This is a genomic window from Blattabacterium sp. (Cryptocercus kyebangensis), from assembly GCF_003226855.1.
Classification (GTDB): Bacteria; Bacteroidota; Bacteroidia; order Flavobacteriales; family Blattabacteriaceae; genus Blattabacterium.
This window is the reverse complement of the sequence record NZ_CP029820.1, coordinates 574853-589335: the sequence shown is the minus strand read 5'-3', so window position 1 is coordinate 589335 and position 14483 is coordinate 574853. Positions and strand designations below refer to the sequence as shown.

At 25.7% G+C, this 14483-nt stretch carries 11 protein-coding genes; 6 read left to right on the top strand and 5 right to left on the bottom strand.

Features of this window, described 5'->3' with window-relative positions:
* Window positions 1–48: 48 nt before the first annotated feature.
* The 4 genes from sucC to DM815_RS02915 all read left to right on the top strand — a co-directional run bounded on the left by sucC (window position 49) and on the right by DM815_RS02915 (window position 5558).
* Window positions 49–1236, top strand: a complete 1188-nt coding sequence (sucC, locus tag DM815_RS02930) for an ADP-forming succinate--CoA ligase subunit beta (RefSeq protein WP_110509279.1) — start codon at window positions 49–51, stop codon at window positions 1234–1236.
* A 15-nt stretch (window positions 1237–1251) separates the two neighbouring features.
* Complete coding sequence (locus DM815_RS02925; RefSeq protein WP_110509278.1) at window positions 1252–2706, top strand: AAA family ATPase; 1455 nt, start codon at window positions 1252–1254, stop codon at window positions 2704–2706.
* A gap of 95 nt (window positions 2707–2801) precedes the next feature.
* Window positions 2802–4913, top strand: coding sequence for an ATP-dependent Clp protease ATP-binding subunit (locus DM815_RS02920; protein WP_110509276.1), 2112 nt, complete (start codon window positions 2802–2804; stop codon window positions 4911–4913).
* A gap of 9 nt (window positions 4914–4922) precedes the next feature.
* Complete coding sequence (locus DM815_RS02915; RefSeq protein ID WP_110509274.1) at window positions 4923–5558, top strand: endonuclease III domain-containing protein; 636 nt, start codon at window positions 4923–4925, stop codon at window positions 5556–5558.
* Between the two features lie 2 nt (window positions 5559–5560).
* Here DM815_RS02915 and DM815_RS02910 read toward each other — a convergent pair whose 3' ends face one another.
* From DM815_RS02910 to DM815_RS02890, 5 genes are read right to left on the bottom strand one after another with little or no spacing between them, the layout of a single operon-like run.
* Window positions 5561–5914 carry a DUF3127 domain-containing protein gene (locus DM815_RS02910; RefSeq protein WP_110509272.1) on the bottom strand — a complete coding sequence of 118 codons (354 nt, stop codon included), beginning with the start codon at window positions 5912–5914 and terminating at the stop codon, window positions 5561–5563.
* A 17-nt stretch (window positions 5915–5931) separates the two neighbouring features.
* The gene (locus DM815_RS02905) at window positions 5932–6879 is read right to left on the bottom strand and encodes an SPFH domain-containing protein (protein WP_110509270.1); all 948 of its coding nucleotides are present in this window, start codon (window positions 6877–6879) and stop codon (window positions 5932–5934) included.
* A 23-nt stretch (window positions 6880–6902) separates the two neighbouring features.
* Window positions 6903–7217, bottom strand: a complete 315-nt coding sequence (locus DM815_RS02900; protein ID WP_110509447.1) for an iron-sulfur cluster assembly protein — start codon at window positions 7215–7217, stop codon at window positions 6903–6905.
* Between the two features lie 8 nt (window positions 7218–7225).
* Entirely contained in the window at window positions 7226–8671 is a 1446-nt protein-coding gene (locus tag DM815_RS02895; protein WP_110509268.1) for a M16 family metallopeptidase, read from the bottom strand.
* On the bottom strand, window positions 8655–9950 hold the full coding sequence (locus tag DM815_RS02890; protein WP_110509266.1) for a M16 family metallopeptidase: 1296 nt from the start codon (window positions 9948–9950) through the stop codon (window positions 8655–8657). The genes DM815_RS02895 and DM815_RS02890 overlap by 17 nt, the downstream gene beginning before the upstream one ends.
* A 184-nt stretch (window positions 9951–10134) precedes the next feature.
* Here DM815_RS02890 and DM815_RS02885 point away from each other — a divergent pair, with 184 nt between their 5' ends.
* Both DM815_RS02885 and DM815_RS02880 read left to right on the top strand, forming a co-directional pair.
* Window positions 10135–11454: a c-type cytochrome gene (locus DM815_RS02885; RefSeq protein ID WP_110509264.1), complete on the top strand. Its 1320-nt coding sequence runs from the start codon at window positions 10135–10137 to the stop codon at window positions 11452–11454.
* A 50-nt stretch (window positions 11455–11504) separates the two neighbouring features.
* Window positions 11505–14471: a 4Fe-4S dicluster domain-containing protein gene (locus DM815_RS02880; protein ID WP_110509262.1), complete on the top strand. Its 2967-nt coding sequence runs from the start codon at window positions 11505–11507 to the stop codon at window positions 14469–14471.
* Window positions 14472–14483: the final 12 nt, after the last annotated feature.

Below are 14483 nucleotides of genomic sequence, written 5' to 3'. Positions count from 1 at the left end.
AAAAATAAACTAATTTTAGTTTAAATTTACTTTTAAAAAGTATTCTAAATGAATTTACATGAATTCCAGGGAAAAGAAATATTAAATTCTTTTTCAGTTCATGTCCCTTATGGGATCATTGCTTCTTCTCCAGAAGAAGCTGTAAAAGCTGCAAAAATTATTTTTGAGAAAACTAATAAAAAATCTTTAGTTATTAAGGCACAAGTACATGCAGGAGGTCGTGGAAAAGGTGGAGGAATAAAAGTTGTCCAATCTTTGGAAGAAGTATATAAAAAATCCAAAGAAATTTTGGGAAATTATCTAATCACTCCCCAAACTTCAAAAAAAGGAAAATTAGTTCATAAAGTTTTAATTTCTGAAGATGTATATTCTTCTCCTTCTCCTTACTACATTCCTAAAGAATATTATTTATCAATATTTCTAAATCGTGATCTAGAAAAAAATGTAATTCTTTATTCTAAAGAAGGAGGAATGGATATTGAATATATATCAAAAAAATATCCAAATAAAATATATATAGAAGAAATAGACCCATCATGGGGATTACATCTATTTCAAGCCAGAAAAATTGGGTTTAATTTAGGAATAAAAAATTTAAGTTCTTTTTTAATTTCTCTTTACAATGCTTATTTATCTTGTGATGCTACATTGTTAGAAATAAATCCTTTAATTTATACTTTTGATAATAAAATTATAGCAGTAGATACAAAAATAATTATAGATGATAATGCATTATTTCGTCAAAAAAAATATGCTAATCTACGTGATAGAGAAGAAGAGGAGCCTATTGAAATAGAAGCTCTTGAATATAGATTGAATTTTCTAAAATTGGAAGGAAATGTAGGGTGTATGGTAAATGGAGCTGGATTAGCTATGGCTACTATGGATATGATTAAATCTTGTGGAGGTTATCCAGCTAATTTTTTAGATATAGGAGGAGATGCTGATAAAAAACGTGTAGAAAAAGCCTTTCTTCTTATATTGAAAGATCCATCGGTTCAAGTTATATTAATAAATATTTTCGGAGGAATTGTTCGTTGTGATACCGTTGCAGATGGAATTATTAATTCCTATCATCATATTGACCATGATATTAAAATACCGGTCGTTGTTCGTTTACAAGGAACCAATGAAGAAAAAGCCAAAAAAAAACTTGAAACTAGTAAATTACCGATTTATTCTACTTATACTTTAAAAGAAGCCTCTGATAAAATTAAAGAAATTTTATCGGATTAGTATTAAATTAGAATAATGGATAATAAGGGTTTTTCTTACAAAACTGTATTAACTAAAAAATATAGACCTGTAAAATGGAATGATCTCATTGGTCAAAATGAAGTTACAATTATTTTAAAAAAGGCAATAAAAAACAGTTTTTTATCTCAAATTTTATTATTTATGGGGCCAAAAGGAGTTGGGAAAAATACATGTGCACAAATTTTGGCCAATGAATTAAATTCTTTTTCAGAAGGAGTATCCTTGAATGTATTTGAAATTAGTGGATTTTTTAATCAAGAATCCATTTTTGAAATGATCAGGAAAATTTTTTTATATCCAAAAAAAGGAAAGTACAAAATACTTATTATAAATGATATTCATTTATTTTCTCAAGAATCTTTTAACCTCCTTTTCAAAAGTATGGAAAAACTTCCTTCACATGTATTATTAATTTTCTGTTGTTCAGAAAATAATGAAATAATAGACCCCATTATTTCACGTAGTCAAGTTTATGAATTTAAACAAATTTCTTTAAGAGAAATTTATTTTTTTTTGAAAAAAATTTCGGAAAAAGAATGTATTCAAATAGAAAAGGAAGCTTTATTTCTCATATCTCAATATGGAAATGGTTCAGTTAGTAAAGCCCTTTATACTTTTGATAGACTTACTTTCTATGAAGAAAAAAAAATTTCTAAGAAATTAGTAATGGAAAAACTAGGTATTCTTGATATAGATTCCTATTTTAAAGTGATTGATTATCTATTAGACGAAAAAATATCTAAAATATTAATATTATTGGATAAATTTTTGAAAAATGGAGTTTCATCTATTAATTTTACAGGTGGATTAACCACTCATTTTAGAAATTTATTATTATCTAAAAATACGGATACCCTATTTCTTTTAAAATATAAAAAGAAAACTATTATACAATCTTATATACAGCAGTCAAAGAGATTATCTTCTTCTTTTTTAATTAAGGCTTTAATCATTTGTCATGATATGGAAAAGGAATCTAAATTGAGTAAAAATTCTAGATTAACAATAGAAATATATTTAATACAATTATTTAATGGTTTTTATAAATGGAATTTAAATCGTAATTATTCTGAATTAAAAAATAAAAAAATTCAATTTTTAAAAGAAAATTGGAAAATTTTTATACACAAATTTTCCGAAAAAATAAATCCAATTTATTTAAATTCATTAAAAAATGAAATACAATTCCAAATTTTAGAAAATAGAATAATTTTAATAATTCCTTCAAAATTAGAAAATCGTGAATATTTCTTAATCCAAACATATTTTATAAAATACTTACGTAAAAAATTAAATAACCCTCATTTAAAATTTAAAACTTTAACAAAAAAATTAGAAAATTTTCCAAAAAAAAAATATAATTTTTTATCCAAAAAAAATAAGTGTGTAGATAAATTGATAGAAAGATTAAATTTGAAATTTTCATCTTCTATTATACCAATACAATAAAATAAACAAAAAAAAGACAATTGAAGATATTCAATTATCTATTTCATTTGTACAAATGAAATAGATAATTTATCTTCCTCGAAACATTTTTATTTATGAATCATAATAGATTTTTTTTTTCTTCTACTTATTCAGATGAAAATATTGAAAATGAGAGCTCCACTTCTTCTTATGGTAGTAGTGGATTTGGTGGTGGATTTGGAGGAATCAGAATGGGTTCCAGTTATTATAAAGGAACTTCTATAAGAAGCAATACTCCAGTATTGAACAATTTTGGAATTGATCTAAATTCTATTGCTATTGAAGGTAAATTAGATCCAATAGTAGGAAGAGATAAGGAAGTGGAACGAGTATCTCAAATATTGAGCAGAAGAAAAAAGAATAATCCTCTTCTTATAGGAGAACCAGGTGTAGGAAAATCTGCTATTGCAGAGGGATTAGCTTTTCGTATTGTACAAAAAAAAGTTTCCAGAGTCTTATATAATAAAAGAGTAGTTGTTTTAGACTTAGCAAGTCTAGTCGCTGGAACTAAATATAGAGGTCAGTTTGAGGAAAGAATGAAAACTATCATAAATGAGTCAGAAAAAGATGTAGATTTAATTCTTTTCATAGATGAAATTCATACGATGATTGGAGCAGGAGGAACAACCGGTTCATTGGATGCTTCTAATATATTCAAACCAGCTTTAGCTAGAGGTTCCATTCAATGTATTGGAGCCACTACGTTAAATGAATATAGACAATATATAGAAAAAGATGGAGCATTAGAACGTAGATTTCAAAAAATTATAGTACAACCATCTTCTGAAGAAGAAACTATTGAAATTTTAAAAAAAATAAAAGAAAAATATGAAAGTCACCATAATGTAATTTATACAGAAGAATCTATAAAAGCTTGTGTAAATTTAACTGTACGATATATTGTTGATCGTTATTTACCAGATAAAGCCATTGACGCCCTAGATGAAGCTGGATCTCGTGTACATATTAAAAATATTAAAGTTCCTCAAGAAATAGTTTCTTTGGAAAAAGAATTGGAAAATATTAGGGAAAAAAAATCCCAAGTAGTTAAAAGACAAAAATATGAAGAAGCAGCGCAGCTACGTGATACAGAAAAACGTATAGAAAAACAATTGATTAAAGAACAAAAATCATGGGAAAATTTATCCAAAGAAAATAAAGAAATAGTTTCTGAAGAAAATGTAGAAGAAGTCGTTTCCATGATGAGTGGAGTTCCAGTAAATAGAATAGCTCAAGCGGAAATGAAAAAGTTGAATAAAATGATGAGCATTCTAAAAGAAAAAATAATAGGACAAGATGAAGCTATAGAAAAAATAGTGAAAGCAGTTAAAAGGAATAGAACAGGTTTAAAAGATCCTAATTGTCCTATAGGATCTTTTATTTTTTTTGGAAAAACAGGAGTGGGAAAAACTTATTTGGCAAAAGTATTTTCAAAAGAACTTTTTGATTCAGAAGAATCATTAGTACGTATCGATATGAGTGAATATATGGAAAAATTTTCTGTTTCTAGATTAATAGGGGCACCACCTGGTTATGTTGGATACGAAGAAGGAGGACAACTAACAGAAATTATACGTCGTAAACCTTATTCTGTTATTTTATTAGATGAAATAGAAAAGGCCCATCATGAAGTATTTCATGTTCTATTACAAATGCTTGATTATGGATGTATAACGGATAGTCTTGGAAGAAAAGTAAACTTTAAAAATTCTGTAATTATTTTTACTTCAAATACGGATACTAAAAAGTTAAGAGAATTTGGTCAAGAAATAGGTTTTTATACTAAATCAAAAAAATCGAATGATTATAAAAATATTTTAGAAAAAACTTTGAAAAAAACTTTTTCTCCAGAATTTTTAAATAGAATAGATGATATTATCATTTTTAATACTCTTAACCAAGAAGATATATCTAAAATAACTTATCTAGAATTAGAAAAAATAAGTATTCATATGTCTTATTTAGGATATAAATTAATTTTATTTCCAGAAGTAAAAGATTTTATTAAGGAAAAAGGATTTGACCAAGAATATGGAGCCCGTCCATTAAAAAGAGTAATAGAAAAATTTGTAAAAAATCCCATATCGGAATGTATCATTAGTGAAACCTTAAAAAAAGGAGATAAGATCACATTGAAAATGAACGATAAAAAAAATGATATTCAGATTTCTATTCAAAAATCATAACTTAATTTAGTGTTAGAAACGAAAAAAAAAATAAAAATTATCATAGATACCTTAGATTTTCTTTATCCTAATCCAATCAGTTCACTCTATCATATTAATGAATATACTTTACTTTTAGCTATAATGCTTACTTCCAGAAGTAAGGAAAAAAAAGTAAACGAATTGACAAAACATTTTTTTAAAAAAATTCAAAATCCTCAAGAAATTCTTAAAATTTCTATAAATGATATTAAAAATTCAATAAAAAATATAGGACTTTATAATAAAAAGGCTATAAATATTTACAATATATCGAATATTTTAATAGATAAATATCATGGAGTTATCCCAAAAAATTTTTCAGAATTAGAATCTTTACCTGGAATTGGTCATAAGAGCGCTTCTGTTTTTTTATTTCACAGATCGAAAAAACCTGTATTTCCTGTAGATACCCATATTCATAGAATGATGTTCCGATGGAAATTAAGCAACGGAAAAAATGTAGAACAAACGGAAAAAGATGCTAAACGTGTATTTCCAAAAAAAAAATGGAAAAAATTACATCTTCAAATAATTTTTTATGGAAAAAATTATTCTCCATCCAGGAGATGGAATCCTAAAAAAGATATTATTTATCAAAAATTAGTAAACAATCATCTTTTATAAAATTAAAAAGGTAAATCATCAAAATCATCGGAAGATAAAGATGGAGATATAGTCGAGGTTTTTTTTGAAGATCCTAAAGAATGTTGTATTTCCTCAATTTTCCATCCTTGTATAGAATTAAAATATTTTATAATTCCTTCTGGATTAGTCCATTCTCTTCCCCGAAGATTAATAAAAATTTTTATTTTATCTTTTGGTCTTATAGATTCCAATAAATCTACTTTATCTTGAATAAATTCTATCAATATATTTTGAGGATATGGCTCTTCTGTCGTAATAACCATCTCCCTTTTTCGAAATCCACTATCAAATTTTTGAGTATCAAACAATTTTTTTACTATTCCTATTATTTCCATGGAATTTTATGATTTTATCATTTATTTTTTTTACTATCTTTACTTTCATTTTTCTTTTTTAGAGATTCTCCAATTTGATTAGATATATTGAATGAAGTTATCATATTATTCAACATATCATTAGCTGCTCCCGGAGAATTAGGTAATAAAATTAAATTAGTATTTGAACTTTCTCCCATAGATTGAAGAGTATCATAATGTTGCGTTACTACAATTAATGCAGACGCTTCTTGAGAATTGATTCCAACATTATTTAACACTTCTACAGATTCTAAAATACCTCTGGCTATTTCTCTACGTTGATCCGCTGTTCCTTTTCCCTGTAATTTTTTACTTTCAGCTTCCGCTTTAGCTTTAGCTACAATTTGTATTCTTTCTGATTCTGCTTTATATTCTGCAGCTACTTTTTCTCTCTCAGCAGTATTAATACGATTCATTGCTTGTTTTACCTGATCATCAGGATCTAAATCTGTAACTAATGCTTTAATAATGGAATATCCATAATCTAACATAGATTCTTCTAGTTCTCTTTTTACAGCAATAGCAATATAATCTTTTCGTTCAAAAACATCATCCAAACGCATTTTTGGAACCTCTGCTCTTACTACATCAAATATATAGGATGTAATTTGTGTATTAGAATTATCCAATTTATAAAAAGCTTCATATACCTTATTTTGGATGACTTTAAATTGTACAGAAATTTTTACTTTCACAAAAACATTATCTTTAGTTTTTGTATCTACCAAAATATCTAATTGTTGAATTTTTAACGTAAGTTTTCCAACTACATTATCTATGATAGGAATTTTAAAATGTAGTCCAGCCTGACGAATATTATGAAATTTTCCAAGTCTTTCAATAACAGATGCTGTTTCCTGATGAACTATGAAAATAAAACTAGAAAAAAGAGATAAGATCAAAAGAATTAATAATCCATAGAATAGTAAACTAAAAATGCTCATAGTTATCTTTTATATATTAAAATTTATAACATTCCAAGCTCTAAACGAGCTTCTTCACTCATAAATCCTCTATCCCAAGGAGGATCAAACGTTAAAATAACATCTACATTTTTAATTTCTTCAATAGATTTAATTTTTTCTTTTACTTCTACAGGTAAAATATCGGCAACTGGACAATTTAATGTTGTAAGAGTCATTACAATTTTAACATCTTTTTTTCGAGAAATTTGAATATCATAAATGAGACCAAGCTCATAAATATCTACTGGTATTTCTGGATCATATATCTTTTTTAATAAAGAAATAATACGATCTTCTAAAAATGAATCTTCATTCATTATTTCATTCATTTTAATATTTTCCCAAATTTATCAAAAAAACGAATAGGATAACCAAATTTTTTAAGATTAGGTAAAATATCATTAACTTTTCCAATAATTAAAATTCTTCCATTTTTTACAGAAAAAAATTTTTTACATGAGGAATGTATATTATAGATAGTCACAGACTGAATATTTTTCAAATAATTTTTGTAAAAATTACTTGGAAGATTATTTTTTAATTCACTAATAAAAAGATCACTAATTCTGTTAGGATCTTCTAAATCCATGATAAACTGACCGCATATTTCTTCTTTCTTAATTTTTAATTCTTCTAAGGAAACTTTATTTTTTGTTATTTCTATAATTTCTTTTAAAATATCTTCGATTGCCTTATCAGTAACTCCATTTCTTACCTGAGTATAAATGGAAAAATAACCTATATTTCTATCCGATTTTAAAATTGAATAAGCTCCATATGTATAAGCTTTTTTTTCTCTAAGATTTAAAAATAAACGACTTTGAGCTCCTCCTCCTAGAATCCCATTTGCTAAAATGGAAGAAAAATAAGTAGAATCATTTTTTTTAAAAAAAACCGGTCCTCCAAAACAAATTGTAGATTGTGTAAGAGAAGGAATATCGACTAAATCTATTTCTATTTTCGGAGATTTTATCAATCCATTTATATTTTTTTTTTCATGAAAAAAAAATCTTTTTTCCCATTTATGTAAATAACGTTCACATAATTTTTTTGCTTCTTTTGAAGAAATATCTCCTATAAAAGAAAGATAGGAAATATTCGGAATGTAATATTTATGATACAATTTTTTTAAATCATTAAGAGTGATATTTTTTATAGTATCGTAAGTTTCATATTCTCCATAAGGATGATTTTTTCCAAAATATAAAACATTTCGTACACGTTGTAAAATAGCATTTGGATCTTTTTCGGATAGATTGATATCTATAATTTTTTGTTTAACTATTTTCTCTAATTCTTTAGAATTATCAAACTTGCTATTCAACAAAATATCACTCATAATAGAAATCGATTTTTCCAAATTTTTTTTTAAAGTAGAAATAGAAATTCCTGAGAACGAAGTATATAAAGTTGTTCCAATATAATCAATAGTTTCATCTAATTCTTCTTTAGAATAATTTTTTGTTCCAGAACGAAGCATTTGCCCAAAAATTTTTTTGATTCCAGCTTTATCTTTTTCTAAAAATGGTTTATAATCCAATTCTAAACCTATTCTAACTAAAGGCAGTTTATGATTTTCCACAACTAAAACTTTTAATCCATTTTTCATTTGAAAAAAAACTGGTTTTTCAATATTAATGAAAATCTTTTTTTTTAAAGATTTAGGTGGTAAATTTCGATCGAATATTTGAGAAAACATATTGGTTTGAAAAAAAAGGTTAATTATTATGATAAAAATAATTTTTTTTAAAAAATTAACTAATTGGGACATTATACAAACGTACTCTACAATTTTTATTTAAATATTTATTAGCAACAATCTTAATATCTTCTACAGATACTTTACGATATTTTTCTATATCCGTATTAATTAAATCGGTGTTTTGATAGTATAGAAAATAATGGGCTAAATTTGCGGATATTCCACTCATAGAATAATTATCGAAAAGAAATTTCTTTTCAAAAAAGTTTTTTTGTTTATCTAATTCATATTGTGTAATCCCTTTTTCTTTCAAATTTTCTATTTCCTCATCTATAACTTTAGTTAATTGATCTAAAGTTATTCCTGGATTGATTAATCCGTATATAATAAAAATACCATAATCTTCCATAGAATCTAAAAAAGATCCAGCATAAGAAGCTAATTGTTTTTTATTTATTACATTTTTCATTATACGTGAACTTTCTCCAGAAGAAAGGACATGATCTATAATTTTTAATACGTAAGAATCTTCATCAGTTATTTTTGGAAATCTATATGATAAAAAAACTCCGGGAACTTTAGTATTTTTATCTACATATGTAGATAAAATCTCCTTACTTATGGGATCTTCTTCTATTTTTTTCATGTTAAAATCTATTTTCCCTTTAGGGATAGAAGAAAAATATCTAGAAACAAGATTCCTAGCCTCATTCATCTCAAAATCACCAGCCACTACCAACGTTGCATTATTTGGGACATAATAAGTTTCATAAAATTTTTTGTAATCTTTTTCTGTTGCTGTGTTCAAATCTTTTTCAAAACCAATAATAGGATATTTATAAGGATGTTTTTTGAATAATAAAGAAGGGATAACTTCGGAAATAGCTTTAGCATATGGTTGATTTTCAATTTGCATCTTCTTTTCTTCTTTTACTACTTCTCTCTGAATATTAATACTTTCCTCATCTATTTTTGCATGAAGCATCCTTTCAGATTCCAACCATAAAGCTAAAGGAAGACGATCAGATGGAAGCAATTCGTAGTAACAAGTTTCATCATGATTGGTATAAGCATTATTTTTCCCTCCATTAGAAGCTATATATTTAAAAAATTCTCCTTTTTTAATATTTTTAGATCCCTCAAACATAAGATGTTCAAAAAAATGAGCAAATCCCGATTTTCCAGGAAATTCATTTTTAGTTCCTACATGATATAAAACAGAAACAGAAACCAAAGGATTTGTATTATCTTGATGTAAGATTACATGTAGTCCATTTATCAGTTTTTCTTCAAAAAATCTAATTTTCGTAGCTTCGTTATCTGCTTTCAAATGATTAGAATTGAACATTATTATTGTTATGATTAGTAATATTAAGAAAGAAAATTTATACATGTTATGTATATGAATAAATAAAAATATAAAATTAAATATTCTATTTATTTTATTCTTTTTTTCAAAAAAGGAATTTACGAATTTTTTTCTTTTATTCTATTTTTGTTGATTAAAAATATTATGAATTTATTCATCAATTATGAAAAATTTTTTATTTTCTGTTTTTTTTTCATTTTCTACTTTTATATTTCTAATTGAAGCAAAAAATATAGAAGGAAATTTCAAAAAAGGAAAAGAACTTTTTAAACAAAATTGCACATCCTGTCATTCTCTAGATTTAGAAAAAAAGATGATAGGACCAGCTTTATATGGTGTAACCGAAAAAAGGAATAGAGAATGGCTACATAAATGGATAATTGATAATAAATCACTGAGAAATAGTGGAGATAAAGAGGCCATTTCTATTTATAAAGAATATGGAAACGTAGAAATGAACTCATTTCCTAAATTATCCGAACAACAAATAGACGATATATTATCCTTTATTAAAAAACCAAAACAAGATAATAAACAAGAACAAGAAAATAAACAAGAATTTCATAATAATCTAGAACTAGAAAAAAATAAATTTCTAATAAAAATAATTTTTTTTGGCCTTTTTATTATCTCTACAATTTTATTTTGGATTCTATATAAAGTTTATATTTTAACTCATTTACTAAGTAATGATTTTATTTTTACAGAAAAAAAGAAAAAAAATTTTTGGATATTATCCTATTTATTTTTATATAAATTTTTAGGATATAAAAAGAAAAATTGGTATTTCCTTTCTTCTTTTATAGGATTTTTTTTCATATTAGGAATATATGGAATATGGATTTTTTTAATGGAAATAGATGTGAATAAAGGATATAAACCAGAACAACCTATTTACTTTTCTCATAAAATTCATTCTGGAATAAATGGAATTGATTGTCAATATTGTCATTCTTCCGCAAAATATAGCAAAGTATCTGGAATTCCTTCGGCTAATATTTGTATGAATTGTCATATTACTATCAACGAATATAAAGGAAATTATATAGAAAAAGGAAAAAGTAGAGATGAATACAATAAAGAAATACAAAAAATATATGATTCAGTAGGTTGGAATCCAGAATTAAGAGAATTTTCTAAAAAAACTCATCCAATTCAGTGGATACGTATACACAATATGCCTGATTTTGTATATTTCGATCATTCTCAACATATAATAACCGGAGAAAAGATGATCAAAAAATCCAAAAAAGTAGATTTATCATGTAATGCCTGTCATGGAAAAGTCCAAGATATGGATCAAGTAGAAATGGCCAATAGTTTTACGATGGAATGGTGTATATCTTGTCATAAGAATACAGAAATAGATACTGAAAATCAATATTATAAAGAATATTTTCCAAATTTTATAAAAAAAAGAAAAGAAAGAAAAATAACAGTAGATATGATTGGTGGTCTGGAATGTGCTAAATGTCATTATTGACAAAACTGACTAATGATATTATAGTTTTTTTTCTATTAAAAATAATATTCATGATGAAATCAAATAATAAAAAAGAAAACGTTTTTCCTTCTCATTCTGAAAAAAATACTCTAGTTAAAGTATTTGTAAAAAAAAATAAAACATCCAGACGAAATTTTCTAAAATGGGTAGGATTTAGTACCGCTTCAGTAGCTTTAGCAGCATGTAAAGGCCCAGTTATAAAATCTATACCATACATTGTAAAACCAGATGTTATAACTCCAGGTATTCCTACTTATTATGCCTCGACTATGATAGATTCTTTTGATATTGGAAGTGTATTGGTGAAAACAAGAGAAGGACGTCCAATAAAAATAGAACCTAATTTAACTTCAAAATATTTCAATACAACATCAGTTAGAATACAATCTTCCTTATTATCCCTTTATGATGAGGAAAGGTTAAAAAATCCTTTTATTAATGGAAATAAATGTTCTTGGAAGGAAATAGACAATTATGTAATGAACCATTTAGAAAAAATATCCAAAATAAAAAAAGATATTGTTATTCTTTCCTCTTCTTATCCAAGCTTTTCTACAAAAAAATTAATTCAGGATTTTACAAATACATATCCTACTACTAAATGGATTACTTATGATGCGATTTCCTATTCTGTAGCTTTAGATGCTTCAGAAAAAATATTTGGAATTCGTGCTTTTCCACTTTTTGATTTGTCAAAAACGGAATTAATAGTATCTTTCGATGCTGATTTTTTAGGAGATTGGAGTCCAGAAAATATGGCAAAATCTTATGTAAAGAATAAAAATCCAAAAAAATCAATGTTAAAACATGTTCAGATAGAAAGTAATATGACTTTATCTGGAGCAAATGCAGATATTCGTATTTCAAAAACCCCTTCCGATATTAAAAAAATATTATTTGAAATTTACCAAAAACTTTTTTTTGGGAAAAGAATAAATCAAGATAAGGAAATTGATAAAATAGCCGATTTGATTGCAGAAAAAGGATCAAAAAGTGTGATTTTTGCAGATGGGGATAAGGAATCTTACATACTATCTTTTTTAATAAACCAAAAAATTCGAAGTAATGCTCTACAAAATAAATTTATTTTATCAAAAGAAAGTAATGATAAAAAATTAAAAAAATTCATAGTGGATTTAGAAAAAGGAAAAATTGGTGCTATTTTAATTCATAATACCAATCCAATTTATAGTCTTCCATTTTCTAGTAAAATAAAAAAATTTTTAAAAAAAATTCCAATTACTATTTCTTTTTCTATGAAAAAAGATGAAACTAATGAAATTATGAATGTATTAGCTCCTATTCCTCATTGGCTTGAAAGTTGGGGTGATACTAATCCTATTACCAACTTTTACACTCTGATTCAGCCTACCATTCAATCCCTTTTTAATACAAGACAATTTCAAGAATCTTTAATAATTTGGGGAAAAATTCCAGAAAAAAATTATTACGAATATTTAAAAAAAATTTGGGAAAAAAAAATAATTCCACAGTCTAATGTTTCTTCTTTTAATGAAGCTTTATTTCATGGATTTGTTGAAAAAAAAGAAAATAGAAAAAATAATAAACTCACATATGATTATCAAAAAGAAATCCATGAATATGGAATAAAATTAATCAATAGTGGAAAAAAAGTGGAAAAAAATTTTGAACTTAGATTATACACAAAAATAAGCATAGGAGATGGACATCAACATGACAATCCTTGGCTACAAGAGTTTCCAGATCCTATTACACGTACTACTTGGGAAAACTATCTAACTATATCATCATATGATGCAAAAAAAATAGGACTAAAAAATTGGTATACAGGAAGTGGAGCTATGAATGGAAATTGCGTGAATTTAATCAAGAACCATAAAATTTTAATTAAAGATATTCCTGTATACATTCAACATGGACAAGGTATAGGTTCTATAGGGTTATCTTTTGGATATGGACAAAAAATAGGAAAATTATCTAAAATATGCGAAGGAAAAAATGCCTACGTAGTCTATGAAGATTTCAGTTTAATACAAAAAAATATACAGATAAAAAAAACAAATAAAATACATAAATTTTCTTGTTTTCAAGTACAAAATACAACGGTAGGAAGAAATTTAATCAAAGAAACAGATTTAGAAACTTTTTTAAAAAAATCTAAAAAAATTTGGAATGAAGAAGAAAAGGTCCTTACTCATAAAGGAATGCTCCCTCCAGAAAAAATTTCTCTTTGGGAAGAAAAAAATAATCAAAAAGAAAGAAATGGACATCATTTTAACTTATCTATAGATTTAAACGCTTGTATCGGTTGTGGATCTTGTGTTATTTCATGTCATTCAGAAAATAACGTTCCTGTTGTTGGAAAAGAAGAAATAAGAAAATCTAGAGATATGCATTGGTTACGAGTTGACAGATATTATTCAGAAAAAATAAATTCATCAAAAAATGAAGAGGAAATTTTTAAAAATCCAAAAGTTTCTTTTCAACCTATAATGTGCCAACATTGTGAATATGCTCCTTGTGAAACAGTTTGTCCAGTTGGAGCTACCTCTCATGGAATGCAAGGTCAAAATATGATGAGTTATAATCGTTGTGTAGGAACACGTTATTGTGCAAATAATTGTCCTTATAAAGTAAGAAGATTTAATTGGTTCAATTATGTTAATAACCAAAAATTTGATTATAATATGAATAATAGTTTAGGTAAAATGGTCCTAAATCCAGATGTAGTTGTTCGAACCAGAGGGGTTATGGAAAAATGCTCTTTGTGTATACAAAGAACACAATTTGTTATAGGAATAGCAAAAAAAGAAAATAGAAAAATAAAAGATGATGAATTTGAAACAGCTTGTAGTATTTCTTGCCCAACCAATGCCATTGTTTTTGGAGATATCAATGAAAAAAATAGTCAGATTTCAAAAAAAATTCAAGATAAAAGGAATTATAAACTTCTTGATTTTCTTGGAATACGACCAAATGTATCCTATCAATTAAAAGTTAAAAATTTGAAATAGATAGAAAAAATT

Excerpts from the sequence above, each read along its gene's own strand:
- sucC (WP_110509279.1), top strand. The coding sequence starts at position 49 with ATGAATTTACATGAATTCCAGGGAAAAGAAATATTAAATTCTTTTTCA.
- DM815_RS02925 (WP_110509278.1), top strand. The coding sequence starts at position 1,252 with ATGGATAATAAGGGTTTTTCTTACAAAACTGTATTAACTAAAAAATAT.
- DM815_RS02920 (WP_110509276.1), top strand. The coding sequence starts at position 2,802 with ATGAATCATAATAGATTTTTTTTTTCTTCTACTTATTCAGATGAAAAT.
- DM815_RS02910 (WP_110509272.1), bottom strand. The coding sequence starts at position 5,914 with ATGGAAATAATAGGAATAGTAAAAAAATTGTTTGATACTCAAAAATTT.
- DM815_RS02905 (WP_110509270.1), bottom strand. The coding sequence starts at position 6,879 with ATGAGCATTTTTAGTTTACTATTCTATGGATTATTAATTCTTTTGATC.
- DM815_RS02900 (WP_110509447.1), bottom strand. The coding sequence starts at position 7,217 with ATGAATGAAGATTCATTTTTAGAAGATCGTATTATTTCTTTATTAAAA.
- DM815_RS02895 (WP_110509268.1), bottom strand. The coding sequence starts at position 8,671 with ATGTCCCAATTAGTTAATTTTTTAAAAAAAATTATTTTTATCATAATA.
- DM815_RS02890 (WP_110509266.1), bottom strand. The coding sequence starts at position 9,950 with ATGTTCAATTCTAATCATTTGAAAGCAGATAACGAAGCTACGAAAATT.
- DM815_RS02885 (WP_110509264.1), top strand. The coding sequence starts at position 10,135 with ATGAAAAATTTTTTATTTTCTGTTTTTTTTTCATTTTCTACTTTTATA.
- DM815_RS02880 (WP_110509262.1), top strand. The coding sequence starts at position 11,505 with ATGATGAAATCAAATAATAAAAAAGAAAACGTTTTTCCTTCTCATTCT.